Genomic DNA, 25169 nt, shown 5'->3' with positions numbered 1-25169 from the left:
GGCTTATCGCCGCGCACTTGAAAGACCCAAAGTTCCACTTCACTAGGCGACTCATGACAGACACCCCTTCTCCCGAGCTCGATCACCTGATCACCGGCTACCGCCGCTTCCGCCACCACGGCTGGACGCCCCGTCTCGAGCGCTGGAAGGAACTGCGCGAGGGGCAGGAGCCGCAGGTGATGATCATCGCCTGTTCCGACAGCCGCGTGGACCCGGCCGAGATTTTCGACACTGACCCGGGGGAGATGTTCGTGGTGCGCAACGTGGCGGCGATGGTCCCCCCGTTCGAGACCAATCCCGGCCACCACGGCGTTTCGGCCGCACTGGAATTTGCGGTGCAGGTGCTGAAGGTGAAGGAAATCGTCGTCATGGGCCACGGCATGTGCGGCGGCTGCAAGGCGGCACTGACGCAGGACCTGAAGGATGCAGAGCCCGGCGAAGGCGGCTTCATATCCAACTGGATGTCGCTGCTGGACGAGGCGCGCAAGCCGGTCGCCGCGCAATATGGCACGCATGGGCGCGAGGCGGAGCGGGCGATGGAGCTGGAAGGCGTGAAGGTCAGCCTTGCCAACCTGCGCACCTTCCCCTGCATCCGCCGCAAGGAGCGCGATGGCGAGCTGCGCCTGCGCGGTGCGTTCTTCGCCATCTCAGACGGGCAGCTGCACCTTCTGGACGAGGCGACCGGAGAGTTTGCCCCTGTTTCCTGACCTTCGGACCCACTGCCAGAATCGAAAAGGGCGGCCCCGCAATGGGCCGCCCTTTCCTTTGGTCCCGTCCCTGGGAAGCAGGCTCTTACTGCACCTTGCTGCTGGCGTAGACGCTCCACAGCTTGGCCAGCGGTGCGCGCACGCCGGTCACCTTGGCGAAAGTCGCCTTGGCGTCGGCATACTTGCCAAGGTCCACCTGCGCGATGCCCAGACGGGTCAGCGCGCGGTCGGCGTCGATGCCGCCCTTCTGCAGCGCGATCTGGTACATTTCCTCAGCCTTGGCAGCTTCGCCATAGGAGAGGTAGGCGTCGGCCGTGGCCACCGCGCTCTTGCCCGTGGGCGAGGCGCGGCCGTCCTTTTCCAGCGCCGCCAGCGAAGCCTTGTCCGCCGCGATACGGCCGCGGGCCTGGCTCAGCGCGTCGGTCACGAACGGGTCGGACGACTTCAGCGCACCCTTGGCGAGGCCCAGTTCGCCAACCTTGACGGTTTCACCGGGCAGACGACGCGGGTCGGCGGCCTGGATGTATTCGATGAATTCGCGCTCGGTGTACTTCGGATCGTTGTCCAGCGCGCCGGTGCGCAGGAACAGGCGGCCGAGATCGAGCGATTCTTCCTTGCTGAAGTTGCCGAATTCGCGGACCAGCTGCCCGGCACCCAGCCAGTTGAGCGCGTTCGGCTGCGATTCCACCTGCATGGTCGCCATCTCGATCGCCTGCGGGCCCAGCTTGTTCTGGTAGGCAATCAGGTTGCCACGCTTGAACCAGCTGTCGGGCACGGCGGCGCCTGCTGCCTTGCGGGCGGCAATGGCACCCTTCAGCGCTTCGATCGCCTGCGGAGCCTGATTCTGGCTCGCATAGGCGTCGGCGAGAATCTCTGCAGCCGAATCGTCACTGTAGTTCGCGGCGACGAGCGGCCCCAGCGCCTTCACGGCCGTGGGATAATCCTTGTTCTGGTACGCGGTCACGCCGAGGAAGTAAGTTACCAGGCCCTGCTTGTCCGCCGGCAGCTGGCCGCTGTCGGCCATGTTCTGCAGGCCCTTCTGCTGCAGGACCTTGTCTTCAGCCGCAGCGCCGATCTGCTGCTGCCATTGACCGAAGATGATCCGGTCGGCCGCGGTCTTGACCGAAGCTTCAGCTGCTGCGAGCTGCGGCACGAGCGCTGCCGCCGCAGCCTTGTCCTTGCTTGCGGCAACATCGGCTACCGGCTTCTGCAGCGTCTGTGCAATCTTGATGAACTCGGGCGAATTGGTCACCTTCGCGGGCTTGGCGTCCTTCGCCACGGCCACGCCGGCGCCGATCATGGTTCCGCCAGCGACAAGGCCGGTGGCCAGCGCAAGCGCCGCAACGGTCGACTTGCCAAAAAATCCGAAAGAACCCCGCATCTTCATCTTCTCCTGTTCGGCCGGACGCCCGGGGGCATGAATCGCCGCCCGCATCCACTCCGTCACTTCAGACCCGCCGCGCTGCTTGGCGCGGAAATCGTCCCTTTGCAACGGGGTGTGGACTATCCTTTAACCGCTGAACCGCGTTTGAATGGCAATTCGTCCTGCCGTTCAGGCAAATGGTCGCAAATGTGGAAAAACCGCCCTGTGGCCCCCCTCTTGCTGGCTATCCTGAAGCAAAGGGGCTAGGGCCGTTTCATCCCTGATAACTGAAGCGAAAAAGCAGCGCCCGTGAGCGACGACACCGCCATTATCGATCCCCCCGCCCCCGGCGGCGAACCCGAATTCCAGCGGATCGACATCGTCGACGAGATGAAGACCAGCTATCTCGATTACGCGATGAGCGTGATCGTCAGCCGCGCGCTGCCCGATGTGCGCGACGGTCTGAAGCCGGTCCATCGCCGCATTCTTTTCGCCAGCCAGGAAGGCGGCTTCGTTGCCGGGCGCCCCTATCGCAAGAGCGCCAAGATCGTTGGCGACACGATGGGCAACTATCACCCGCACGGCGACAGTTCGATCTATGACGCCCTTGCGCGCATGACGCAGGACTGGTCGATGCGCGTGCCGCTGGTCGATGGCCAGGGCAACTTCGGCTCGATGGACCCCGATCCGCCGGCCTCGATGCGCTATACCGAGGCGCGGCTGGCGCGCGTCGCCAACTTCCTGCTCGATGATCTCGACAAGGATACCGTCGATTTCACCGACAACTACGATGGTTCGCGTCAGGAGCCATCCGTCCTGCCCGCGCGCTTTCCCAACCTGCTGGTCAATGGCGCGGGCGGCATCGCGGTGGGCATGGCCACCAACATCCCGCCGCACAACCTGGGCGAAGTGATCGACGGCTGCCTTGCCTATATGGAAAACCCGCTCATCACCATCGATGAGCTGGTACAGATCATCCCGGGCCCCGATTTCCCCACTGCACCGATGATCCTCGGCAGCGCCGGCGCGCGCAAGGCCTATCACGAAGGCCGTGGCTCGATCATCATGCGCGCCCAGCACAAGATCGAGGAAGGCCGGGGTGACCGCCGCTCGATCGTGCTCACCTCCATCCCCTACCAGGTGGGCAAGAACAGCCTGGTCGAAAAGATCGCCGAGGCCGCCAAGGACAAGCGGATCGAGGGCATTTCCGACATTCGCGACGAATCCAACCGCGAAGGCGTGCGCGTGGTCATCGACCTTAAGCGCGATGCCACGCCGGAAGTCGTGCTCAACCAGCTGTGGCGCAACACCCCGGCGCAGTCGAATTTCCCTGCCAACATGCTTGCCATCCGTGGCGGCCGGCCGGAAATCCTCAGTCTCAAGGACATTATCGAGGCCTTCGTCCGCTTCCGCGAGGAGGTCATCACCCGCCGCACCAAGTTCGAGCTGAACAAGGCGCGTGACCGGGCCCATATCCTGCTCGGCCTCGTCGTAGCGGTGACCAACCTCGACGAGGTGGTGAAGATCATCCGTGGCTCGGCCAATCCCTCCATCGCGCGCGAAACCCTGCTCGCCCGCGAATGGCCGGTCAGCGAGATCGCGCCCTACCTGCGCCTGGTCGAAGCGATCGAGAACGACGCCGACGACGGCTCGGGCAAGCCCTACCGCCTCTCGGAAATCCAGGTCCGCGCCATTCTCGACCTGCGCCTGCACCGCCTGACGGCGCTGGGCCGTGACGAGATCGGCGGCGAGCTGGAGATCCTTGCCAAGGCTATCGAGGAATACCTCTCGATCCTCGCCGACCGCGTGAAGCTCTATGGCGTGATGCGGCAGGAACTGATCGAGGTGCGCGATCAGTTCGCCACCCCGCGCCTCTCGGTCATCGCCCCGGCGGCAGATGGCATCGACGACGAGGACCTGATCGAGCGCGAGGACATGGTCGTGACGATCACCCTCGATGGCTATATCAAGCGCACCCCGCTCTCCACCTTCCGCGCGCAGAACCGGGGCGGCAAGGGCCGCAGCGGCATGGCGACCAAGGACGAGGATGCCGTGGCGAACATGTTCGTCACCAGCACCCACACGCCGGTGCTGTTCTTCTCCACCGCAGGCAAGGTCTATCGCCTGAAGGTTTGGCGCCTGCCCGAAGGCGGCCCGGCCACCCGCGGCCGCCCGATGGTGAACCTGCTGCCCGCGCTGGACAAGGACGAGACCATCGCCACCGTGCTCCCCCTGCCCGAGGATGAGGGCGAATGGAGCAAGCTGCACGTGATGTTCGCCACGGCGAAGGGCAACGTGCGCCGCAATGCGATGGACCTCTTCGCCAACATCCCCAGCAACGGCAAGTTCGCCATGCGCTTCGAAGAGGACAGCGACGACCGCTTGATCGGCGTCGCGCTGCTCTCCGAAGGCGATGACGTGCTGCTGGCGAGCCGCCAGGGCAAGGCGATCCGCTTCCCGGCGGACGACGTGCGCGAATTCCAGAGCCGCACCTCCACCGGCGTGCGCGGCATGACGCTGAAGGAAGGGGACGAGGTCATCTCGCTTTCCATCCTCCACCGCGTGGGCGTGAAGGACCAGGACGAGCGCGAGGATTACCTCCGCTTCGCCCCGTGGAAGGCGGAGAAGGAAGGCGAACCGGCGATGAGCGCCGAACGCTATGCCGAACTGGCCGAAAAGGAACAGTTCATCCTCACCGTCTGCGCCAACGGCTATGGCAAGATGTCCTCGGCCTATGAATACCGCCGCACCGGGCGCGGTGGGCAGGGCATCACTAACATCGACAACATCGGCCGCAACGGGCCGGTGGTGGCCAGCTTCCCTGCGGTGCAGGCCGACCAGCTGATGCTGGTGACCGACCAGGCCAAGCTGATCCGCCTGCCGCTGAACACCCTGCGCGTGATCGGCCGTGGCAGCGCCGGCGTGCGCCTGTTCACCGTGGCCGACAGCGAACACGTGGTCAGCGCAGTGCGCCTTGCCGAAGAGGAAGGTGAGCCTGAGGCCGATGGTCAGGAGGCGCCGGAAAGTCCCTCGGAATGAAGGACTTTCCCACTGTGGCCTACAAGGTCCTGACCGGGGATCAGATGAACGCCCTGCTGCGTGACGGACTGTTCCAGGGCGCCCCGGTCGACCTTGCTGACGGTTTCATTCATCTCTCCGCCGCCGATCAGGTGACCGGCACCGTGGACAAGCACTTCGCCGGGCAGACCGGGCTGCACGTGGTGGCGGTGGACCTTGAGGCGCTGGGCGATGCCGTAAAGTGGGAAGTCTCCCGCGGCGGCGCGCTCTTTCCCCATGTTTACGGGGACTTGCCGCTATCTGCGTGCAAGGCGCATCAACCGCTGACGCGGTCGGCAGACGGGACCGTCATTCTTCCCTGAACTGCCCCTGCCGCCGCAGGAATGAAATGGCGCCGGTGCAGATCAGGAACTGCCCGAAGTAATACAGCGGCCAGATCAGCGCCTTCGCCAGCACGTCGCCCGCCAGCGGCCCCATCCGCGCGAAGATCAGCAGGTCCGACGCCACGAACAGCACCGCTCCCAGCCCGACGCGATAGCGCGGGAAAGCGCTGGTCCACGCTGCCGCCGCCATGGCTCCAAGCGCGGCGCTGTAGAGCGCCACGGTCGGCTGGCCGGTCAGGGCAAAGGCGATGAACGGCGTGGCGACGAGCACGGCCAAACCTGCAAGCCTTTGACTTGGCGACATGATTTCCCGCCGGTAGCGCAGGTAGAGCGACACCGCGATCAGGTGGCCGAGCAGAAACGCGACCGCGCCGGCGATGAAGTTCACCTCCAGCACCATGTCCCCGATCGCTCCCAGCCCCATGACCAGCGCCACCTTGTGCGCATCGCGCGAAGGATGGTGCGCCCAGGCATAGGCGGCCAGCAGGGCGACGCCCGCACCTTTCCAGGCAATGACTAACAGGCCGGGAAGCTTCGGCAGGACAAGGCCTTGCGCCACGAACCAGTAACTGATTCCGAACAGCAGGCTGGCGACCAGCCACGGCCGCCTGTCGATCAATCCACGCTCAGCCATCGGCCCCCTTCCCCTTCGTGCGCGCACCTTGGGGTTGTCGGCGCGGGGATGCAATGCCAATGCGATTGGCATGGATCATCAAGTGCATATCATCGGCGGCGGCATGGCGGGCAGCGAGGCGGCTTGGCAGCTTGCGCGCCGGGGGATTCGCGTCAAACTCTCGGAAATGCGTGGTTCGGGCGAACGAACCCCGGCGCATCAAGGGGATGGACTGGCCGAACTGGTCTGCTCCAACTCGTTCCGCTCCGATGATGACGAAAAGAACGCGGTGGGCCTGCTCCACCATGAGATGCGCCAATGCGGCAGCCTGTTGATGGCGGCGGCGGAAAAGGCGCGCGTGCCGGCAGGATCGGCGCTGGCGGTGGACCGCGATGTGTTCTCGGCCGAGGTCGAGGCGGCGCTGGCGGCGCAACCAACACTCACCATCGTGCGCGAACGCATTGATATCCTGCCAGAAACCGGCCTGACCATCATCGCCACCGGCCCACTGACCGCCCCCGCCCTCGCCGGCAGCATCGGCGCAATGACGGGTGCGGACTCCCTCGCCTTCTTCGATGCTATCGCCCCCATCGTCTATCGCGAAAGCATCGACATGGACGTGGCCTGGATGGCGAGCCGGTGGGACAAGGGGGCGGAAGCCTCGCTGGCCATGGGCGGCGATGGGCGGGACTACATAAACTGTCCCATGAACCGCGCCCAATACCTTGCTTTCAGGGAAGAATTGCTGGCGGGCGACAAGACCGAGTTCAAGGAATGGGAAGCCAGCACTCCCTATTTCGACGGCTGCATGCCGATCGAGGTCATGGCGGCGCGGGGCGAGGAAACGCTGCGCTTTGGTCCGATGAAGCCGGTGGGCCTCGACAATCCGCACTGGGCCACGGCGGAACATCCCAACGGGCGCTGGCCCTATGCCGTGGTGCAGCTGCGGCAGGACAACAAGCTGGGCACCTTGTGGAACATGGTCGGCTTCCAGACCAAGCTGAAACATGCCGAGCAAGTGCGTGTTTTCCGGACGATTCCGGGGCTTGAACAGGCCGAGTTCGCGCGGCTTGGCGGGCTCCATCGCAACACCTTCCTCAACTCCCCCACTCTGCTCGATCGCCAGCTGCGGCTGAAATCCGCGCCGCATATCCGCTTTGCCGGGCAGATCACCGGCTGCGAAGGCTATGTCGAGAGCGGGGCGGTGGGGCTTCTTGCCGGGCTGATGGCGGCGGCGGAGCTGACGGGGCAGGATTGGCCCGCGCCGCCGCGCACGACCGCGCTGGGGGCGCTGCTGGCGCATATCACCGGCGATGCGGAGGCCGAGAGCTATCAGCCGATGAACGTGAATTTCGGGCTTTTTCCGCCGGTTGACGCCTCGATCAAGAAGAAGGTGCGCAAGGAAGCCTACACCGGACGGGCCAAGCAGGATCTGGCCCAATGGGTGCCCGCGCTGCCGTGAATTGAGACGGACTGAGAGGGGGCTGAAATCGACTGAGAGAGGGTTGAGGTCGATTGAAGCCGGTTGAGCGGGCGCTTACCGGCACTTGCAGGCGGGCTTCTTCGGCACCTGCTTCGTGGTCGCGTATTCGGCCTGGGAAAGCCAGCCATCGCCATTGGCATCGGCGCCCTTGAACTTGTTTCCGGTCGCCACCGCCCACTCTTCAAAGGTCAGCAGGTTGTTGCCGTCCAGGTCCAGCTTGCGGAAATCCTTGACCCTTGGCGCCAGCATTTCGACGCGCGTGATCCGCCGGTCGCGATCCTTGTCTAGCCGGTCAAAACGGCGCTGTTCACGGCTTTGTTCGCTGGCCTGCGGCAGATCGGGGCCGATCATGTCGCTGGCGTCAGCCTCGGGCAATTCGTCAATCGAATCCGTCGGTTGAGCGAGCGCGAGATGCGATGGCGCGGGTGCGCTGGCCACGGTGGCACGGCCCTGCCACCAGAATATCCCGGCCGAAGCCAGCAGCAGCGCGCCCAGTGCGCCGATCAGGATGCGGTTCATCGAAAGGCCCCCTTTACGTAGATATACTAGGGGGATGACTTCGGGGCAGCGAGGAAAAGCCCCGCCATTTTGGCATCAGCGACCGAGCAGCCCGAGCCGCAGTGCGGCCAGCATATTGCGAAGCGGCGTCGTTTCCTGCCTCAGCGCCATTCCGCGGAGGATCGCCAGAGGGCGCATCGCTTTGGGAATGCGGGGATTTTTGCCAGCAGGGGCATGGCCGAGCCATTCCGCAACGGCGCGACGGAGATCGTCGTCAGGTTCAATGCCCGAGCGGCGGGCGAGCGTGGCGAAGGCTTCGATGCGGGCGCTGGCGAGTTCGGCACCACCATCCTGCCCGACATTTCGCGCCTCCCACCCATCGACCAGCGCGGCCAGGGCTGCGCGATCATCGTCCCACATCGTGAGCAGGGCGAGGAGCGGTTCGCCCTTTGGCCATTCCGTGGCGGGCTGTGCAAAACGATCGCGCCACCAGGCAAGGCGTAGCTGGACCATGATGGGATCGCGCCCTTCCTGCGCGGCATCGGCCAGGCGGCGATCGAGCGCGAGCAGGCCAATCCAGTCCGCCCGCCGCGCCCTGGGGGCATAGGCGACGGCGAGCCGTTCAAGCGGGTCGAGCCAATCAAGGCCGGCGTTCGAGAGAGTGGTCGGTTCCATGAACATTAAAATTGTATACGGGAAATCACTTATAATTAACTTTGGTCTGGGAAAAGCAAACGCGTGGCCGGAATCGATCGGCAAGGTGGTTCCGAACGCAAGGGCGGCATCGCGAGTTAGGCAAGCATTGGCAAGGCACGATTGCGCATGAGGGGCAAGACGGGTTCGCTGATCGGCAAAATCGCCAGGACCAGCAAGGGTAACGTGACGGTGCTGATGGCGGTGGCCGCCCCGGTGCTGATCTCTGCCGCCGGTTTCGGCGTGGACACCGCACAGTGGTATATGTGGAAGCGCGAGCTGCAGTATGCCGTGGACCAGGCTGCGATCGGCGCAGCGTGGTCCATCGCCAAAGGCATCAGCAAGACCGCCTATACCGAGCACGCCAAGCAGGAATTCACGGCCAACCTTGCAGCGACGCGCACGTTCGCCACGACGCCGACGGTGACGCAGGTGAACTATAACGGGGGCACGCTGAACGCGGTTTCAGTGAAGGCGAGCGCAAGCAAATCATTGCCGTTCTTCGGCTTTGTGACGGGCAAGTCCACCACCGTGTCTGCCGCCGCGCAGGCGAGCTATACCAAGGGTGCGACCTATACGAGCTGCATCATCGCCACCAACGACACGGCAGATGGCGCGATCACCATCGGCGGCAGTGCGATCCTGAAGTCAGGGTGCGGCCTGGCAGCCCTATCGAATTCGACCAATGCGGTCCGCGTATCGGGCAGCCCGACCATCGACGTGAACTATGTGATGGCGGCGGGCGGCATCGACGACTGGTTCAACACCAACACCGACGACGTGATCCGCGAGTACATGACGACGCTGTCAGACCCGTTCAAGGCGTTGGTGGCACCCAATAACACCGCGAGGGGCAGCACCTATTCCTGCGTGAAATCGGGCAATACGACCCAGGCGACGATCAATCCCGGCACCTACACATCGATCTCCACCAGCTGCAACACGGTGATGAACCCGGGGATCTATGTGATCGACACCGGCATCTTCACCATCCGTGCGCAGGACATCGTGACCGCCAATGGTGTGCTGATCGTGCTGCGCAACGGTGGCAGCTTCAAGATCAACGGTGGCGCGGCGCTGAACCTGACCGCCATGACGGCAACCCAGCTGCAGTCCGCAGGCCTCAGCGCCACGCAGGCCGCGCTGCTGGAAGGCATGCTGATCATGGAAGACCGCAACACCAGCGGCAGCAACACCAGCACGCTGAACGGCAATTCCAACTCCGTCATCAACGGCACGATCTACCTGCCCAAGAGCACGATCGCCTTTGGCGGCACCGCGCGCGTGACGAGCCGCTGCCTGCAGATCACCGCCAACATGATCTCGATCCAGGGCAACGTGAACATGACCAACTTCTGCCCCGCGGGCATGACCACCGACACCAAGGTGGGCACCGACGCGCCCAAGGTGATCCTGGTATCGTGATGCGGTGGTTGACCCGACTTGTCGGAACGCTGCGCGCGGCCCGCGAGGGCGCGGTGGTGATCGAGTTCGCGCTGTTGGCACCGATGGTGGTGCTGATGGGTCTGGGTGCGGTGGACGTGAGCCGGATCGTGGCGCGGCAAGCACAGTTGCAGGCAGCGGTGGCCGAAGCAGGGCAGATCGTGCTGGCATCGACACCGGACAACGACACCAAGATCAACGCGATCAAGACGGTGATCGCCAACACCACCGGCATTCCCACCGGCAGCATCACGATCATCACGGTCTATCGCTGCGGAGTGGATACGACGTTCGTGTCTTTGCCGGGATATTGCCCGGTGACCGGCGAGATCGGCAAGTATCTGCAGGTGAGCGTGACCGACACCTATGCGCCCTATTGGACGGCATTGGGCGTGGGCAAGCCATTCACCATGAAGATCAAGCGGCAGATCCAGCTGTCATGACGTCAGTTTCCGCCCTGCCCCATGCGATGCGGCGCCTGATCGGCTGCCGAGCAGGATCGACGGCGATCGAATTCGCCGCCTTGGGGCCGATCTTCGTGCTGCTGATGCTGTTCGTGTTCCAGTTCGCGACCGCGCTGCAGGCCTATAGCAGCATGGTGGGCGCGGCGGCGGACCTGCAGCGCACGGTCACGACCTCCGATCAATCGGGCAACACGCCCACCACCACCACGATCCAGAACCAGGCGATCGCGGCCGCGACAAGCAAGCCGTACTACCTGAAAGCCGCAAACCTGGCGGTGACGGTCTCCACGCCTTCTACCCAGCGGATCAGCGGGGCGAAGGAATATGCCGTGACCATGACCTATTCCGTGCCGGTGATGGCCATGCCTTCGATGAAAAGCTTCAAGTTCAGCTTCAAGCGGTCTGTCTTCGTCAAGTCAGGCGGCTGATGCCTTAACCAACAATGCGCCACCTTCGGGCGGGAAATCGCGCCCCGGCGAGCCATGTTTTCCCGGCGTTAACCACGATCCTTCCCCCAAATCTTTACAGGCACCCCCGTAGGACCACGTAGATGCTGCGTCTGTTCTCCCCTTTTGCGAAAGTTCGCGCCCGGCCGTGTCGGGGCCTGCTGTCGCGGCTGGCGCACGACAGGGCGGGCAACACGCTGATCATCGTGGCCGGCGCGATCGTGCCGCTGCTGGCGCTGGTGGGCGGCGGGGTGGACGTGGGGCGCATCTATCTGGTGCAGAGCCGGTTGCAGCAGGCCTGCGACGCGGGCGTGCTGGGCGCGCGCAAGGAATTGGGCACGATCGGCAACTTCAACGCCGATACCGATACCGCGCGGGTGGCGGACAAGGGTGATCGGCTGTTCAACGTGAACTTCGCCGACGGGATCTACAGTTCGGTGGGGCGCGACTTCACCATGGCGATCGAAGAGGATCAATCGGTGAGCGGCCACGCCACGGTGACCGTGCCGATGGCGATCATGCAGTTCTTTGGCCAAACCGACGTGGCGCTGAGCGTGGACTGCCAGGCGCAGCTGAACGCACCCAACACCGACATCGTGATGGCGCTGGACGTGACCGGATCGATGAACGAGACCAATCCGGGCGACAGCAGCCCGAAAATCGCCATTCTCAAAGACGTGGTGAAGCAGTTTCACGCCACCATGGCGTCAGTCCAGCAGGCTGGCAGCCGCATCCGTTATGGCTTTGTGCCCTATTCCACCAACGTGAACGTGGGCGGGCTGTTGAAGGACGGATGGGTGGCGACAAGCTGGACCTATCCATCGCGAACGCTGGTGGGCACGGGCGGCAGCACCGGCACGTTTACCTACAACACCGGATCAACGCTGGTTTCGGGCGGATATTCGACGACGAAGACCACGAGCGCGGCAACCTACAACGCCTTCACCGGCGGCTATACCTGCGCCACGCCGGCGAGCACGCTGACCGCCCAGACGACCACCGTATCGACGACGAGCACACCGGTGACGGGGCCGCCAGCAGGCACGCGGACGGTCACGACATATAACCGCGCCTATAACGGGTCGGTCTATTCACAGGCGCTTTCGGGCTCCACCTGCACGCTGACGACCACGACCTACACCGGCTATACCCTGCAATGGCAGACGATCAGCGAGCCGAGCCTGGCGGCGGGCAGCGAGTGGAACTATGCCGACGTGACCCGCGACACCAGCGACTGGCGCACCGCATCCAACGGATGCATCGAGGAGCGCGAGACCTATGAGGTGGACGACTGGGACAACGTGGACCTGACCCGCGCCAGGGACCTGGACATCGACACGGTGCCAAGCGCGGGTGACCCTGCGACGCAGTGGAAGCCACAGTATCCGGGGATCGTCTATGACCGGGCGATAGCCTGGAACGGCAGCGGCAGCTTTTCTGTCGCAGCGGTACAGACGACGGCGGAGTATGTGAACCCGTGGAACGGGGGCTTTGCCGCCTGCCCTGCCCCCGCGCGCAAGCTGGCGACGATGGATGCGACCGGCATCGCCGCATACATTGACGCGCTGCAGGCTGGCGGCAGCACCTATCACGACATCGGCATGATCTGGGCCGGGCGGCTGCTTTCGCCCAGCGGCCTGTACGCCAGCGAGAACGCCGACGTATCGCCCACGCGCCCGACAAGCCGGCACCTGATCTTCCTGACCGACGGGCAGACCGCGCCGCTGGACCTGTCCTATGGCGCCTATGGCGTGGAGCCAATTGCGCGGCGGCGGTGGAGCCCGTCCTCACCGCTCACCCTGGCGCAGACGGTAGAGAAGCGGTTCAGCTTCGCGTGCGAGGAAGTGAAGAAGAAGAACGTGACCGTGTGGTTCATCGCCTTTGGCACGGAATTGAACCCGGTGATGACCCAATGCGCCGGCGAAGGGCACTTCTTCGAGGCGAAGGATGCACCGGAACTGAGCGCCGCGTTCGAGAAGATTGCGCGTTCGATCGGTGACCTGAGGCTGGCGAAGTGAGCCGCATACTGCGTCATGACGCCGAGGGCGCCACGGTGGTGGAGTTCGCGCTCGTCGCGCCAGTGCTGGTGATGACGCTGCTGGCGATGTTCGACATGGGATATGGCATGTGGGCGCAGACCATGCTGCAAGGGGCGCTGCAGGACGCGGCGCGGGCGAGCACCATGGAAAGCGCCAACACCCAGCTGGCCGGGATCGACGCGATCATTACCCATCGGGTGAAGCAGCTGGTGCCTGATGCGACCATGGCGTTCAAGCGCCGGTCCTATACCAGCTTTGGCGACGTGGGCCGGGCGGAGGATTATACCGACAGCAACGGCAATGGCGCCTGCGATGCGGGCGAGCCCTATGAAGACGCCAACGGCAACGGGGCGTGGGATGCGGACCGTGGCCAGCTGGGCAACGGTGGCGCGCGCGATGCGGTGGTCTATTCGGTGTCGGCGACCTATTCCCGGCCCTTTCCGTTCATGGCGATGGTTGGCCTTTCAAAGACCGTGACGGTGAGCGCGCAGACGGTGCTGCGCAACCAGCCCTTCAAGCTGCAGGCGGTTTCCAACAAGGTGGGGCACTGCGCATGAAGGGCCTGCTGACATGCCGGTCAGGCGTGGCGATGACGGAGTTTGCGCTGGCGCTGCCAGTCCTGCTGACGGCGGGGATGTGGGGTACCGAGGTGGTGAACTTCACCGTCACCAACATGCGCATCAGCCAGTTGGCGATGCAGATTGCCGACAACGGATCACGCATCGGTGACCAGTCGGTGCTGGTGGATCGCAAGGTCTATGAATCCGACATCGACGACGTGCTGCAGGGCGCAGCGATCCAGGCGGGGCATCTCGACCTGTACACGCACGGGCGGGTGATCGTCTCCAGCCTGGAAGCGGTGCCGGGCACGGCTGGGCAGCAGTACATCCACTGGCAGCGGTGCCGCGGGGCCAAGCACTTCTCCTCCAGCTATGGCGGCGAGGGCAAGGGGCTGGATGGATCGCTCGCGGGCATGGGGCCGCTGGGCGAAGAGGTGAAGGCGAGCGCGGGCGACGCGGTGATCTTCGTGGAGATCAGCTATGACTATCAGCCGCTGATCGCCAACGTCTTCACCGGCAGCAATGCAGCCCGGACGATCCACACCACGGCGGCGTTCAACGTGCGCGATGACCGCGATCTGGCGCAGATCTTCCAGCGCAATGCGGCAAGCCCCGATCCGGTGGCGAAGTGCGATGTCTTCAACGCCTGAGGCCCAATGGAAAAGGGGGCCCGCGAAGGCCCCCTTCCCTTTTGCATCAGCGCCGTGATCAGTTGTAGCAGACCTTGCGCACGGCCTCGGCGATCTTGCCCGCGTTGATCAGCGCCGCCTTTTCGAGATTGGCGGCATAGGGCAGAGGCACGTCTTCGTTGCACACGCGCAGGACGGGGGCGTCGAGGTGGTCGAAGCCTTCCTCCATGGCGATGGCGATGATTTCCGACGCGATGGAGCAGACCGGGAAGCCTTCCTCGGCCACGACCATGCGGTTGGTCTTGGCGAGGCTTGCCAACACCGTTTCCTTGTCCAGCGGGCGCAGAGTGCGCAGGTCCACCACTTCGGCATCGATGCCTTCGGCGGCAAGCGTCTCGGCCGCTTCCAGCGCGAAGCCGACGCCGATCGAATAGGACACGATCGTCACGTCCTTGCCCGGGCGGACAATGCGCGCCTTGCCGATGGGCAGGACGAAATCATCGATCTGCGGCACGTCGAAGCTGCGGCCATAGACCAGTTCGTTTTCAAGGAAGACGACCGGGTCCTCGCTGCGGATCGCGGCCTTGAGCAGGCCCTTGGCATCGGCGCTGTCATAGGGCGCGATCACGATCAGGCCTGGCACATTGGCATACCACGGGCCATAGTTCTGGCTGTGCTGTGCGCCGACGCGGCTGGCCGCGCCGTTGGGACCGCGGAACACGATGGGGCAGCGCATCTGGCCGCCCGACATGTAGTTGGTCTTGGCCGCCGAGTTGATGATGTGGTCAATCGCCTGCATGGCGAAGTTGAACGTCATGAACTCGATCACCGGGCGCAGGCCGCCCATGGCCGCGCCGGTGCCGATGCCGGCAAAGCCGTATTCGGTGATCGGCGTGTCGATCACGCGCTTGGGGCCGAACTCTTCGAGCAGGCCTTGCGTCACCTTGTAGGCGCCCTGGTATTCGGCCACTTCCTCGCCCATCACGAAAATGCGGTCGTCGGCGCGCATTTCCTCGGCCATGGCGTCGCGCAGGGCTTCGCGCACGGTGGTGGAAACCATCGCGGTGCCCGCGGGCAGTTCCGGATCCGCTGCGGGCTTGACCGCGGCGGCTGGCGCGATGGCGGCTGCGGCCTGTGCCTTGGCATCGGTTCCGGCTGGGGCTTCACTCTCGGTGGCCTTCGGCGCAACGACCGGCGCTGCGGCGGGCGCGGGAGCTGCGGCCTCGTCATCGCCGGCAATCCGGGCGATCACGGTGCCGACCTTCACGCCTTCGGTGCCTTCGGCAACCACGATCTCGGCAATCGTGCCTTCGTCGACGGCCTCGAACTCCATCGTGGCCTTGTCGGTCTCGATCTCGGCAAGGATATCGCCGGATTTCACTTCGTCGCCGGGCTTGACCAGCCACTTGGCGAGGGTGCCTTCCTCCATGGTGGGAGAAAGCGCGGGCATCTTAAGGTCGATCGCCATCTCAGTAGGTCCCTACCAGCACGTCGGTGTAGAGTTCGCCGGCCTGCGGCTCGGGCGAGCTTTCTGCGAAGTCGGCGGCTTCGGCCACCTGCTGGCGGATCTTCTTGTCGATCTCCTTGATCCGGTCCTCGGTCACGCCGCGCTTGAGCAGTTCCTGCTTGGCGCCCTCGATGGGATCGTGCTTCTCGCGCATTTCCTGCACTTCCTCGCGGCTGCGATACTTGGCAGGGTCAGACATCGAGTGGCCGCGATAGCGATAGGTGTTGAGCTCCATCAGCACAGGACCATTGCCGGCGCGGACATATTCGAGCGCGACTTCGGCAGCCTGGCGCACTTCGAGAACGTCCATGCCGTTCACGTCCATGCCGGGAATGCGGAAGGCGGTGCCGCGGCGATAGAAGTGCGTCTCGGCCGAGCCGCGCTTCACCGCGGTGCCCATGGCATAGCCGTTGTTTTCCACCACGAACACGATCGGCAGCTTCCACAGCGCGGCCATGTTGAAGGTTTCATAAACCTGGCCCTGGTTCGACGCGCCATCGCCGAAGTAGGCCATGCACACGCCGCCATCGTCACGATACTTGTGACCGAACGCGAGACCGGCGCCGAGTGGCACCTGCGCGCCGACGATGCCATGGCCGCCGTAGAACTTGTGCTCGGTGCTGAACATGTGCATCGAGCCGCCCTTGCCGCGCGAGATGCCCGCGGCGCGACCGGTCAGTTCGGCCATGATCACCTTGGGATCGATGCCATAGGCCAGCATGTGGCCATGATCGCGGTAGCCGGTGATGACGCTATCGTGCCCTTCCTTGAGCGCCGACTGCAGGCCGACCGCAACCGCTTCCTGCCCTATGTAGAGGTGGCAGAAGCCACCGATCAGGCCGAGGCCGTAAAGCTGGCCCGCCTTTTCCTCGAAGCGGCGGATGAGGACCATCTGTTCGTAGAACTTGAGCAGTTCCTCGTCGCTCGCATCGAAGCGCTTGTTGTTTGCATGCGCCTGCTGAAGGCTGCGCAGGGCGAAGGTGGCTTCGTCCTCTGCGGCAATGGTTTCGGGAGCCGTGACCTGGGGAGGGGTTGCGGCGGGCTTGCGTGCACGCGGTTTGCGCGGCGCGGCGGGTTTGGCCAAGACTGATTTCCTCTTTTGGTTCGGGCAGCCTCATCCCGCGAAGATGACGCAGGATCATTGGCCTTTTGGACGAGCAATGCCTTTTTCGCAACGGCCCATGCGTCCACGTTGGCCGATCCGGATACCTATTCGACGAACTAACCAAAATAGCCAAATCTCATAACCATATAGGACATTTACCCAACTCGGATGCTTTCCTCCTTCGGCGACCGGAGGCATCGCGTTGCGCTGTTTCTTGTTTCGCCTATCGTGGACACCGCCATCGAGCGAGACGGGGGACCATGAGCTTCAGAATTCCAAAACCCGCATACGGCCTGCTTGCGCCGGGTTTCCGGGCAGCTGTGTTGGATGGGCATCCCAACTATGCCTTCCACACCGTGGCGGGACGGCCGGTGCTGTTGTTCTTCATGATGTCGGCCGGCCATGAGATGGTTCGCGCTGTGGACGACGCGCTGGGCAGCGACCCGATCTTCGATGACATGAACGCATGCTACTTCGGCGTCAGCGTTGATCCGAGCGACCAGAGCGAGAAGCGCCTGAACACGCGCATTCCGGGCAGGCGGTACATCCTCGATGCCAACGCCGCAGTCAGCACCATGTTCGGCGCCGCGGCGGCCGAACAGAAGATCTACGAACCCTATCTCATCACGCTGGACCATAGGCTGCGCGTGACGGCAAAGTTCATCCCGGGGGACTGGAAGGCAGCCTTGGCGGAGATTCGCCGTTTGAGTGGCGAAATGGCCGGCGACGTTCCTGCCCCGGTCCTTGTGGCACCACGCATCCTCGAACCCGCGCTCTGCCAGGAACTGACCGACTATTATGCAAGGACCGGCGGCGAACCATCAGGGTTCACCGTGGAAGTGGACGGCCAGACGATGGTGAAGGAAGACCCGATGCACAAGCTGCGCAGCGATTGTTCCATCGAGGACGAAGCACTGCGCAATGCGATCAGCGGCAGCATCAACATGCGCCTGCGCCCGTTGATCCAGCAGGCCTTCAACTTCGATGCGAGCCGGATCGAGCGTTTCATCGTCTCCTGCTATGATTCGACCACGGGCGGTTATTTCCGCCCGCATCGCGACAATACCACCAAGGGCACCGCGCACCGGCGGTTTGCCGTGTCGATCAACCTCAACGACGATTTCGACGGGGGCGACCTGCGCTTTCCCGAGTTCGGGCACAAGACCTATCGCCCGCCGGTGGGGGGCGCCGTGGTGTTCGGCTGCGGGCTGCTGCACGAGGCGACGCCGGTTACGCGAGGACGGCGCTTCGCCACGCTGCCGTTTCTCTATGACGATGCCGCAGCGAAAATCCGCGAGGCGAACAACGCCTATCTCGCGCCGGAGATCGGTGAGTACAAGCCTGCCTGACGAGAGCCGGGTTGCCGGCTGAAGGGGGAATGGCGCACCCGGAACGATTCGAACGTCCGACCCTCAGATTCGTAGTCTGATGCTCTATCCAGCTGAGCTACGGGTGCGTGCCCTTCCCGAAGCGCCCGGCGGACCGGACAGCCTCTGGACCCAATACCTTCCCGCGAAAGGAAGGTGGCGCACCCGGAACGATTCGAACGTCCGACCCTCAGATTCGTAGTCTGATGCTCTATCCAGCTGAGCTACGGGTGCTTGGGAGACGCGCCTTTAGGAGTCCCAAAAAGGGTTGGCAAGTCATTTCATGACGGAATCGAGAATGGGCGCAAGCGCCCGCGCGAGAGGTACGTCAAGCGGCGGCATGGGCAGCGCGAGCATCGCAGCGCGATCGACCCAGGCAATCCGGGCGCCAGGTTCAAGGCATTGCGGCTCCCCCTCCCAGTTCCGGCAACCATAGAGCAGCAGGACGATCGCCCGTTGATCCGGGCCGGACTCCTGGCTGGCGAAGGTGATCTCGAACATCTGGGACGGATCAACCACGACCCCGAGCTCTTCGGCGATTTCACGAACCAGCGCAGTGCGGGGCCCCTCGCCCGATTCGGGTTTGCCGCCGGGAAACTCCCACAGCCCGCCATGCTCCTTTGCCTGGGGACGCTGCTGCATGAGCACACGCCCCACCGAATCGATCATCGCAAGCGCGACGACGGGCAGCAGCACTGATTTCATTGTCGGATTTTTTGCCAAGGACGGCCCACTTCCTAACTTTTTGTTAGCCCTGAGTTCCTAGAACCGAGGCTGTCGCAATGCATGGGGATTATTGGATGCTGCGTAAGCTCCACGAGCTGATGAAGGACAATTCGGCTGCCACGGCGGTCGAGTACGGCCTTCTCGTGGGGGTGTTCGCCATTGGCATGACCTTTGGCGCGCGTTCGCTCACCAATCAGCTCTACAACTTGTGGCATGCGGTGGAAAATAACAGCAACAAGGCCCTGAAGAGCCACAATTAACGGCTCCTTAGGTTTTCCATCGTAGATCTACGAATGCTCGCTCCGGGGACAAATGGAGTGGGACGGGAAGAAGAAGACTTTTCTTACAGGAGACTGACCATGAAGCTTTTCCGTGATCTGTTCAAGAACGAAGACGGCGCCACCGCGATCGAATACGGCCTGATTGCCGCTCTCATCGCCGTTGCCGCGATCACCGCCATGGGTTCGCTCGGCAACTCGCTGTCGAACACCTTCAACCTGGTGTCGAACGACATGAACAACGCCCAGGACGGCAAGTTCTAATCCTGGCAGCGTTCTTGCTGTTTACGAACGGGCGGGGGTTTTCCCCGCCCGTTTTCGTTTGCGCGCACGAAGCGATAAAGAACAAGCTTCAGTAGACGACGATCTTCACGCGCTGACCCGGCACGAGCCGACTGGTGGCCGACAGGCCATTGAGCACCAGAAAACGATCCAGTGCGCGATCGGTATAGGCCATGCGTGCGGCCATGCCCTGCAACGTGTCGCCGGATTTTACAGTCACCACCTGCAGCTTCCGCGCCTTTACGGCACCGGCTTCGTCGCCACTGATTCGGCGCATCGATCGGAACATCGCATCGAATGGCTGCGCCTGCCCTGCCGGGGTGATGACGCTGAAATGGAACGCCTGCTCGGGCCCCCAGGCATAGGCGAAGACCACGACATCGACCTGCCCGCCGTTGCTGTTGGTGCGAACCACGCCCCAGGCGGCGGGAATGCCGTTCACCGTGGTCGTGGTGATTCGGTCGGGCGCGAGATTGCCCTGATCGCTCAGCTTGGCGAAGACCTGCCGCACATAGCCATCCAAGTCACCCTTGTAGGGCGCGCTCGATAGCTCGCCCTTCCCCGCCTGGCCCGAAATGGCGACGGAGCGGGTGCCGTTGACGAGATAGAACCCTTCGGGCGCAGCAAACGCCATGCGGAAACCGGGGTGGATGAACTTGCGCCCATCGACCACGCCCTGCTGCGGATCATCGCCATAGACAAGCCCGCCGACCTTGGTGAGGAACATGTCCCGGTTCAGCATGCCCTTTGCATTTGCACCAGCCTGGTACAGAGCGGCGCGCACGCGCGAGGCAGGATCGGGGTGGGTGCTGGCCCATTCCGGCATCTTGTCGGTCGAGCCGGAAAGCTGCTGATCCAGCGCATTCTGCGCGGCCAGGCTTTGCAGAACGGTGGACATGGCGCGCGGATCATAGCCAGCGCGACGCAGATAAGTGACTCCCAGATTATCCGCTTCGGTTTCCTGTCCCCGTGAATACTTGAGCGTCAGCAGCTGGCTGCCGGTGGAAAAGATCTGCGCACCGATCTGGCCGATCGCGGAATTGGCCCCGAACACCGCGCCGGCCAGCACCTGGCCCAGCACGCCGATGATCGAATTGCGCGTGGCGGCGCTCTGGCGCTTGGCGGCGTGGCGGGCGGCGACATGGCCCACTTCGTGGCCGAGCACGCCGGCAAGCTCGGCCTCGTTGTTCATCAGCGCCACCAGCTGGCGGGTGACGTAGACATAACCGCCGGGAATCGCGAAGGCGTTGTTCACAGGGGAATTCAGCAACGTGACGGTGAAATCGCCCCGTGCATTCGAAAGGCCTGACTGGACGGCAATGGTCTTGCCCACGGTCTCGACATAGGTGGCCTGGGTGCCGGTGACGGCACCACCAAACTCCTGCAGCAGCTGCGGATGCGCCTTGGCGCCCTCGGCCTTGTCAGCTGCGCTGATCGACTGGACCGCGCCCTGCTGCGCACCGGCGGGGGAACTGGACTGTGCCGCGAACAGCACAAGCGCGGAACTGGCGGACAGGATAACGGCGCGCGTGCGCGTGCGGAACATGATGGTCTCCCCATGGCGCGCGGCCAACCCCGCGCGCCCAACGAACGCCATCCTGCCAATTCCGGTTCCGCAACGCCAGCCATGACGTCACGTTATGGGTAAAAGTTATGCGCCGATGCGGAGAAAACGGTCTGCCCGCAGGGCACGCAAAGCCTGCGGGTCCTTACCCGCAAGCTTGTCCAGCTCCTCGCCGATGGCCTTGCCCAGCGCCATGGCCATCGCGGATGGATCGCGATGGGCGCCGCCCACCGGCTCCGGCACGATCCTGTCAATCACGCCCAGCGACAGCAGGTCCTGCGCGGTCACCTTCATCGCCTCGGCGGCGTCTGGTGCCTTTTCAGCGGTGCGCCACAGGATCGAGGCGCAGCCTTCGGGCGAGATGACCGAATAGACCGCGTGTTCCAGCATCAGCACGCGTTCAGCACTGGCAAGCGCCACCGCACCGCCCGAGCCGCCCTCACCCACGATGGTCGCCACCATCGGCACGCCCAGTGCGAGGCAGGCCTCGGTGGACCGGGCGATCGCTTCGGCCTGCCCGCGTTCCTCGGCCTCAACCCCGGGAAAGGCGCCCGACGTATCGACCAGCGTGACCACCGGCAGGCCAAAGCGGCTCGCCGTTTCCATCAGGCGAACGGCCTTGCGGTAGCCCTCAGGCTTGCCCATGCCGAAGTTGTGGCGGATGCGGCTTTGCGTGTCGTTGCCCTTTTCATGGCCGATCAGCATCACCTTGCGCCCACCGAGCGTGGCAAAGCCGCCAACGATGGCCTGGTCCTCGCCAAACAGGCGGTCCCCGCCCAGCGGCACGAAGTCGGTGAAGGCCTTATCCACGTAGTCGCGGAAATGCGGGCGTGAGGGATGGCGGGCGACCTGCGTCTTCTGCCAGGGCGTGAGCGCGCGATAGGTGCTGGCGAGCAGTTCGGCGCTCTTGGCTTCGAGGCGGCGGATCTCACTGGCGATGTCCAGCTCGCCGCTCTCCGCCGTGGCGCGCAGCTCTGCAATGCGGGCTTCGAGCGCGGCGACCGGCTTTTCAAATTCGAGATAGGAAATCATGCGCGCTGCGCTACGGGCAGTGCGCGTTCCGGTCAACTCCGCGCTGCATGGCGCAGGGGATGGCGTTCATTGACCAGAGCCACAAGCCGCGCAGAATCGACATGGGTGTAGATCTGCGTGGTGGCGATGTCGGCATGGCCAAGCAGGGTCTGCAGCACGCGCAGGTCCGCACCGCCTTCAAGCAGGTGCGTGGCGAAGGCGTGGCGCAGCACGTGCGGGCTGACCTTTTCGGGATCGAGCCCGGCGCGCGCCGCCAGATCGCGCAGCAGCTGAAACAGGCGAACGCGGCTGAGGTGCCCGCCGCGGGGCGAGGGAAAGACGAAGCGACCGCCCGAGGGCCGCACCCGCAGCCAGTTGCGCAGGGCTGCGCCGGCGCGGGCGCTGACCGGCACCATGCGCTGCTGCCCGCCCTTGCCGGTGATAGGCAGGAATGGCGCATCGCGCGGGACGGCCGTCAACGGCAGCGAGACCAGCTCCGTCGCGCGCAGGCCCGAGCCATAGAGCAATTCAACCAGCGCGAGCAGGCGCAGACCTTCCGGCGTTCCGGCGGCGGCATCCTCTTCGGCCAGAACGAACAGGGCCGCGATCTCTGCATGGTCCAGCAGGCGGGGCAACGGGCGGCGCGCCTTCGGGCGGGGCAACGCCGGCGAAGGATCGTCGGCACGCAGGCCTTCATCCTGCAGGAATCCGTAGAACTGGCGCAGGGCGGAGGACTTGCGGGCCAGGCTGGAGGGCGCCAGATCGGACCACGCCTGGGCAAGGCGTTCGAGCGATGCAGCATCCGCTTGCGCCAGATCGCCGATCACGGACCGCGCGCCGGTCAGGTCGCGACGGTAGGCGGCCAGCGTGTTGGCGGCAGCCCCGCGCTCGGCCGCCAGCATGGTGAGGAAGGCTTCGACAGCGGGCTCGGCCATTCCTGTCAGGCCCGCGCCACGGCCTCCACCGCGATCATGCGGGCTTCGGCATCCATGCCCACCCGTCGCAGCGCGGACACGATGTGATAGAGGTGGACCGCCGTCATCTTGTCCCAGCCCGAGGCCTGCATGCCGAAGGCGGCAAGCATCGAGACGAGCGCCGGGTTGCCGGAATCGGCGGCAGAATCGATGGCCTTGGTCCAGCGGGTCTGCCGCCCGAGATCGACCTTGATCTTGCCGGCAAACTCCTGCCCGGTTGCGGGATCGACGCGGCCAAGTCCCAGAAGACCGGCAAGCAGGAACTGGCTGCGCAGGCTGCCACTGCTGTCGTCATCGCTGCTGAAGGCCGAAAGGTTGTCGGCACTGATCGCGCTTGGCTTGGCGGGAGCGGACAGGGCGAGCAGACCCCAGGCCTTGCTGCCTGCAGGCACCACGGATGCCCAGCGGATGGCGTTGCGATCCAGCCCGGCGGAAAGCATTGAGGCGATCAGGCTGGCGGCGTCATCGGCCAGTTCCTGGTTCGGCACCATCCGTGCAGCGGCATAGGCGGTCAGCACCTGGCGCGAATAGGCATGATCGGCATCGCCGCCATCACCCCACAGGGCCTTGATCGCCGCAAGCCGCTCGCTTTCGCTCTCGGCCACATAGGCATTGCGCAGTTGCGCTGCGAGCGGACCCCAGGTGGAGTCGGGCTCATCCAGCGCGGCAATCTCGGCATAGAGATCGACCATCGCCGCGCTCGAGAGCACCCCACGCCCGGCGGCGACATCGGCGGCTCCCGCGCGACTGGCCAGTGGCAGCATCGGCGCACGCGTGGCCAACAGCGAATAGGCCGCGCCCGAAGCCTTGCGCAGGGTCTCGGGCGGTTCGATCCCGGTGGCGAAGGACATGCCGGTGCGCCACGGCGTCAGGCGGTCCACATCCTTCCATTCGATTGTCACCGCCCGGCGCGCATTGGCGGCGGCGCCAGCAAACTTCTGCGCCAGCAGGATGTCGATCTTGGCACCCGTGCCGCGCCGCATTGCGCGATCAAGCTGCGCCAGCGCGGGGGCGCCCTCGCCGCCGGTGAAGGCCTGACAGATGGAGCGCGACAGATCCCACTCCCAGCCCGGGTGGCCTGCGGCGGTCAGCGCAGCCACGGGGCAGATGCCCACGGGATCGGCCGTTGCAAGAAAGGATCCGAGCGCCGCGTCTTCCAGGCTGCGCGTGTAGAAGCCGCTGTCCACCGATTGTATCAGTTCGCGCGCAGCATCGGCTTCACCCATGCGGAGCAGCAGGCTGGCGCGCAGCGCGGCCCAATCCGCACCGTTCATGCCCACCGGCGTATCAAGCCGGCTGGCCAACGTACGACGCAGAAGGATGTGGCCCCAGCGCGAAACGAGCCGGCCTTCGATCTTGCCGAGCACGCCGGAGACGTATTCGCCATTGAGGTAATGCGTCGAAGTGGCCGGCAGGCCACCATCCTGTTCGGCAAGGAAGCCGACACGCTCAAGGCTGCGCTGCGCCTGGGGCGGAATGTCGTACTTGGGCGTGGCACTCTGGATCAGCTGGTCGATCAGCGCGGGGTCGATGTCGTCGAGGTTGTCCACCCGCGCGGCCACGGGGCCGGAAACGCGCGTGTCCTCGGGCAGAGGTTGGATGACTGCGGTAGATGTTGTCGCAGGTGCGGGAGCAGGCGCTGGTGCGGCGGCAGCAGCTGCCTGCGGCTTGGCAGGGGCGGATGGCCGGGCGCTTGCACTGGGCGTTGGCCTTGGACTGCGGCTCGGCGTCGGTGCAGGCTTGTCATCATCGAAGCCGGGCGGCAGCAACGACTGCTGCGCGATAACCGCGCCAGAAAGCCCGACGCTGGCCACGCATCCCAGGATCGCGAGACGGAATTGGCCGCGCGTCACTGCTGGCCTCCCGCCACGGCGGATGGCGGCACGGAAACCGGCGTTTCGATCCAGCGCATCGGTTGGGTTCCCCCCATCATCCAAGCCACCATCAATATCGCCACCAGCAGGCCCAGGAGAACGCCGGCGCCCGCCACCACAAATCGTCTGTCCACGCGACCTC

At 64.6% G+C, this 25169-nt stretch carries 25 protein-coding genes and 2 tRNA genes; 13 read left to right on the top strand and 14 right to left on the bottom strand.

The window, feature by feature from the left end:
- Positions 1–53: 53 nt before the first annotated feature.
- Entirely contained in the window at positions 54–707 is a 654-nt protein-coding gene (locus tag POM99_RS01545) for a carbonic anhydrase (protein ID WP_277274986.1), read from the top strand.
- 85 nt (positions 708–792) lie between these two features.
- Here the strand turns inward: POM99_RS01545 and POM99_RS01540 are convergent, their stop codons facing one another.
- Positions 793–2088, bottom strand: a complete 1296-nt coding sequence (locus POM99_RS01540; RefSeq protein ID WP_277274985.1) for a hypothetical protein — start codon at positions 2086–2088, stop codon at positions 793–795.
- A gap of 291 nt (positions 2089–2379) precedes the next feature.
- On the opposite strand from POM99_RS01540, the gene gyrA reads away from it, so the two are divergent.
- Positions 2380–5109, top strand: a complete 2730-nt coding sequence (gene gyrA / locus POM99_RS01535; RefSeq protein ID WP_277274984.1) for a DNA gyrase subunit A — start codon at positions 2380–2382, stop codon at positions 5107–5109.
- Entirely contained in the window at positions 5106–5450 is a 345-nt protein-coding gene (locus POM99_RS01530) for a DUF952 domain-containing protein (RefSeq protein WP_277274982.1), read from the top strand. The genes gyrA and POM99_RS01530 overlap by 4 nt, the downstream gene beginning before the upstream one ends.
- Here the strand turns inward: POM99_RS01530 and POM99_RS01525 are convergent.
- Positions 5437–6105 (bottom strand): lysoplasmalogenase family protein, encoded by a 669-nt coding sequence (locus POM99_RS01525; RefSeq protein ID WP_277274980.1) that lies wholly within the window; start codon positions 6103–6105, stop codon positions 5437–5439. The genes POM99_RS01530 and POM99_RS01525 overlap by 14 nt on opposite strands.
- A 70-nt stretch (positions 6106–6175) precedes the next feature.
- On the opposite strand from POM99_RS01525, the gene trmFO reads away from it, so the two are divergent.
- Positions 6176–7546 carry a methylenetetrahydrofolate--tRNA-(uracil(54)-C(5))-methyltransferase (FADH(2)-oxidizing) TrmFO gene (gene trmFO / locus POM99_RS01520; protein ID WP_277274979.1) on the top strand — a complete coding sequence of 457 codons (1371 nt, stop codon included), beginning with the start codon at positions 6176–6178 and terminating at the stop codon, positions 7544–7546.
- Between the two features lie 75 nt (positions 7547–7621).
- Here trmFO and POM99_RS01515 read toward each other — a convergent pair whose 3' ends face one another.
- Both POM99_RS01515 and POM99_RS01510 read right to left on the bottom strand, forming a co-directional pair.
- Complete coding sequence (locus POM99_RS01515; protein ID WP_277274978.1) at positions 7622–8086, bottom strand: EF-hand domain-containing protein; 465 nt, start codon at positions 8084–8086, stop codon at positions 7622–7624.
- A 75-nt stretch (positions 8087–8161) separates the two neighbouring features.
- Entirely contained in the window at positions 8162–8740 is a 579-nt protein-coding gene (locus tag POM99_RS01510; RefSeq protein WP_277274976.1) for an isoprenoid biosynthesis enzyme family protein, read from the bottom strand.
- A 147-nt stretch (positions 8741–8887) separates the two neighbouring features.
- Here POM99_RS01510 and POM99_RS01505 point away from each other — a divergent pair, with 147 nt between their 5' ends.
- The 6 genes from POM99_RS01505 (at position 8888) to POM99_RS01480 (ending at position 14360) form a co-directional block, all read left to right on the top strand.
- The gene (locus tag POM99_RS01505) at positions 8888–10183 is read left to right on the top strand and encodes a pilus assembly protein TadG-related protein (RefSeq protein WP_277274975.1); all 1296 of its coding nucleotides are present in this window, start codon (positions 8888–8890) and stop codon (positions 10181–10183) included.
- Entirely contained in the window at positions 10183–10644 is a 462-nt protein-coding gene (locus POM99_RS01500; RefSeq protein ID WP_277275079.1) for a TadE/TadG family type IV pilus assembly protein, read from the top strand. Before POM99_RS01505 ends, POM99_RS01500 begins: the two co-directional genes overlap by 1 nt.
- Complete coding sequence (locus tag POM99_RS01495; RefSeq protein ID WP_277274973.1) at positions 10641–11093, top strand: TadE/TadG family type IV pilus assembly protein; 453 nt, start codon at positions 10641–10643, stop codon at positions 11091–11093. Before POM99_RS01500 ends, POM99_RS01495 begins: the two co-directional genes overlap by 4 nt.
- A 122-nt stretch (positions 11094–11215) precedes the next feature.
- Positions 11216–13129 (top strand): pilus assembly protein, encoded by a 1914-nt coding sequence (locus POM99_RS01490; RefSeq protein ID WP_277274972.1) that lies wholly within the window; start codon positions 11216–11218, stop codon positions 13127–13129.
- The gene (locus POM99_RS01485) at positions 13126–13707 is read left to right on the top strand and encodes a TadE/TadG family type IV pilus assembly protein (RefSeq protein WP_277274970.1); all 582 of its coding nucleotides are present in this window, start codon (positions 13126–13128) and stop codon (positions 13705–13707) included. Before POM99_RS01490 ends, POM99_RS01485 begins: the two co-directional genes overlap by 4 nt.
- A complete protein-coding gene (locus POM99_RS01480; RefSeq protein ID WP_277274969.1) occupies positions 13704–14360 on the top strand; it encodes a TadE/TadG family type IV pilus assembly protein in 657 nt (218 codons plus the stop codon). The genes POM99_RS01485 and POM99_RS01480 overlap by 4 nt, the downstream gene beginning before the upstream one ends.
- A 58-nt stretch (positions 14361–14418) precedes the next feature.
- On the opposite strand, the gene POM99_RS01475 is transcribed toward POM99_RS01480, so the two are convergent.
- Both POM99_RS01475 and pdhA read right to left on the bottom strand, forming a co-directional pair.
- Positions 14419–15807: a pyruvate dehydrogenase complex E1 component subunit beta gene (locus POM99_RS01475; RefSeq protein ID WP_277274967.1), complete on the bottom strand. Its 1389-nt coding sequence runs from the start codon at positions 15805–15807 to the stop codon at positions 14419–14421.
- A gap of 1 nt (position 15808) precedes the next feature.
- A complete protein-coding gene (gene pdhA / locus POM99_RS01470; protein ID WP_438822974.1) occupies positions 15809–16930 on the bottom strand; it encodes a pyruvate dehydrogenase (acetyl-transferring) E1 component subunit alpha in 1122 nt (373 codons plus the stop codon).
- A gap of 344 nt (positions 16931–17274) precedes the next feature.
- Here pdhA and POM99_RS01465 point away from each other — a divergent pair, with 344 nt between their 5' ends.
- A complete protein-coding gene (locus POM99_RS01465) occupies positions 17275–18300 on the top strand; it encodes a 2OG-Fe(II) oxygenase (protein WP_279644319.1) in 1026 nt (341 codons plus the stop codon).
- Positions 18301–18330: 30 nt separating this feature from the next.
- Here the strand turns inward: POM99_RS01465 and POM99_RS01460 are convergent.
- From POM99_RS01460 to POM99_RS01450, 3 genes are all read right to left on the bottom strand, one after another.
- Positions 18331–18407: transfer RNA gene (locus tag POM99_RS01460), tRNA-Arg, on the bottom strand.
- Positions 18408–18475: 68 nt separating this feature from the next.
- A tRNA-Arg gene (locus POM99_RS01455) sits at positions 18476–18552 on the bottom strand.
- A gap of 42 nt (positions 18553–18594) precedes the next feature.
- Complete coding sequence (locus tag POM99_RS01450; protein ID WP_277274965.1) at positions 18595–19023, bottom strand: (deoxy)nucleoside triphosphate pyrophosphohydrolase; 429 nt, start codon at positions 19021–19023, stop codon at positions 18595–18597.
- Between the two features lie 95 nt (positions 19024–19118).
- On the opposite strand from POM99_RS01450, the gene POM99_RS01445 reads away from it, so the two are divergent.
- On the top strand, positions 19119–19304 hold the full coding sequence (locus POM99_RS01445) for a Flp family type IVb pilin (RefSeq protein WP_277274964.1): 186 nt from the start codon (positions 19119–19121) through the stop codon (positions 19302–19304).
- Between the two features lie 99 nt (positions 19305–19403).
- Positions 19404–19586, top strand: a complete 183-nt coding sequence (locus tag POM99_RS01440; protein WP_277274963.1) for a Flp family type IVb pilin — start codon at positions 19404–19406, stop codon at positions 19584–19586.
- An 88-nt stretch (positions 19587–19674) separates the two neighbouring features.
- Here POM99_RS01440 and POM99_RS01435 read toward each other — a convergent pair whose 3' ends face one another.
- The 5 genes from POM99_RS01435 to POM99_RS01415 all read right to left on the bottom strand — a co-directional run bounded on the left by POM99_RS01435 (position 19675) and on the right by POM99_RS01415 (position 25161).
- The gene (locus tag POM99_RS01435) at positions 19675–21150 is read right to left on the bottom strand and encodes a M48 family metalloprotease (protein ID WP_277274962.1); all 1476 of its coding nucleotides are present in this window, start codon (positions 21148–21150) and stop codon (positions 19675–19677) included.
- 105 nt (positions 21151–21255) lie between these two features.
- Positions 21256–22200 carry an acetyl-CoA carboxylase carboxyltransferase subunit alpha gene (locus tag POM99_RS01430; protein ID WP_277274961.1) on the bottom strand — a complete coding sequence of 315 codons (945 nt, stop codon included), beginning with the start codon at positions 22198–22200 and terminating at the stop codon, positions 21256–21258.
- Positions 22201–22232: 32 nt separating this feature from the next.
- Positions 22233–23114 carry a tyrosine recombinase gene (locus POM99_RS01425; protein ID WP_277274960.1) on the bottom strand — a complete coding sequence of 294 codons (882 nt, stop codon included), beginning with the start codon at positions 23112–23114 and terminating at the stop codon, positions 22233–22235.
- Between the two features lie 5 nt (positions 23115–23119).
- Positions 23120–25006 (bottom strand): hypothetical protein, encoded by a 1887-nt coding sequence (locus POM99_RS01420; protein WP_277274959.1) that lies wholly within the window; start codon positions 25004–25006, stop codon positions 23120–23122.
- Positions 25003–25161 carry a hypothetical protein gene (locus tag POM99_RS01415; RefSeq protein WP_277274958.1) on the bottom strand — a complete coding sequence of 53 codons (159 nt, stop codon included), beginning with the start codon at positions 25159–25161 and terminating at the stop codon, positions 25003–25005. The genes POM99_RS01420 and POM99_RS01415 overlap by 4 nt, the downstream gene beginning before the upstream one ends.
- Between the last annotated feature and the right edge of the window lie 8 nt (positions 25162–25169).

It is taken from the genome of Novosphingobium cyanobacteriorum (assembly GCF_029436685.1).
GTDB classification, from domain to species: domain Bacteria; phylum Pseudomonadota; class Alphaproteobacteria; order Sphingomonadales; family Sphingomonadaceae; genus Novosphingobium; species Novosphingobium cyanobacteriorum.
The sequence above is the reverse complement of the archived record's forward strand: the minus strand, read 5'-3'. Positions and strand labels throughout refer to the sequence as shown.

What these genes read in the sequence shown, in the direction of transcription:
- POM99_RS01545 (WP_277274986.1), top strand. Translation starts at nt 54, where the DNA reads ATGACAGACACCCCTTCTCCCGAGCTCGATCACCTGATCACCGGCTAC.
- POM99_RS01540 (WP_277274985.1), bottom strand. Translation starts at nt 2,088, where the DNA reads ATGCGGGGTTCTTTCGGATTTTTTGGCAAGTCGACCGTTGCGGCGCTT.
- POM99_RS01530 (WP_277274982.1), top strand. Translation starts at nt 5,106, where the DNA reads ATGAAGGACTTTCCCACTGTGGCCTACAAGGTCCTGACCGGGGATCAG.
- POM99_RS01525 (WP_277274980.1), bottom strand. Translation starts at nt 6,105, where the DNA reads ATGGCTGAGCGTGGATTGATCGACAGGCGGCCGTGGCTGGTCGCCAGC.
- trmFO (WP_277274979.1), top strand. Translation starts at nt 6,176, where the DNA reads ATGGATCATCAAGTGCATATCATCGGCGGCGGCATGGCGGGCAGCGAG.
- POM99_RS01515 (WP_277274978.1), bottom strand. Translation starts at nt 8,086, where the DNA reads ATGAACCGCATCCTGATCGGCGCACTGGGCGCGCTGCTGCTGGCTTCG.
- POM99_RS01510 (WP_277274976.1), bottom strand. Translation starts at nt 8,740, where the DNA reads ATGGAACCGACCACTCTCTCGAACGCCGGCCTTGATTGGCTCGACCCG.
- POM99_RS01505 (WP_277274975.1), top strand. Translation starts at nt 8,888, where the DNA reads ATGAGGGGCAAGACGGGTTCGCTGATCGGCAAAATCGCCAGGACCAGC.
- POM99_RS01500 (WP_277275079.1), top strand. Translation starts at nt 10,183, where the DNA reads ATGCGGTGGTTGACCCGACTTGTCGGAACGCTGCGCGCGGCCCGCGAG.
- POM99_RS01495 (WP_277274973.1), top strand. Translation starts at nt 10,641, where the DNA reads ATGACGTCAGTTTCCGCCCTGCCCCATGCGATGCGGCGCCTGATCGGC.
- POM99_RS01490 (WP_277274972.1), top strand. Translation starts at nt 11,216, where the DNA reads ATGCTGCGTCTGTTCTCCCCTTTTGCGAAAGTTCGCGCCCGGCCGTGT.
- POM99_RS01480 (WP_277274969.1), top strand. Translation starts at nt 13,704, where the DNA reads ATGAAGGGCCTGCTGACATGCCGGTCAGGCGTGGCGATGACGGAGTTT.
- POM99_RS01475 (WP_277274967.1), bottom strand. Translation starts at nt 15,807, where the DNA reads ATGGCGATCGACCTTAAGATGCCCGCGCTTTCTCCCACCATGGAGGAA.
- POM99_RS01450 (WP_277274965.1), bottom strand. Translation starts at nt 19,023, where the DNA reads ATGAAATCAGTGCTGCTGCCCGTCGTCGCGCTTGCGATGATCGATTCG.
- POM99_RS01445 (WP_277274964.1), top strand. Translation starts at nt 19,119, where the DNA reads ATGCTGCGTAAGCTCCACGAGCTGATGAAGGACAATTCGGCTGCCACG.
- POM99_RS01440 (WP_277274963.1), top strand. Translation starts at nt 19,404, where the DNA reads ATGAAGCTTTTCCGTGATCTGTTCAAGAACGAAGACGGCGCCACCGCG.
- POM99_RS01435 (WP_277274962.1), bottom strand. Translation starts at nt 21,150, where the DNA reads ATGTTCCGCACGCGCACGCGCGCCGTTATCCTGTCCGCCAGTTCCGCG.
- POM99_RS01430 (WP_277274961.1), bottom strand. Translation starts at nt 22,200, where the DNA reads ATGATTTCCTATCTCGAATTTGAAAAGCCGGTCGCCGCGCTCGAAGCC.
- POM99_RS01425 (WP_277274960.1), bottom strand. Translation starts at nt 23,114, where the DNA reads ATGGCCGAGCCCGCTGTCGAAGCCTTCCTCACCATGCTGGCGGCCGAG.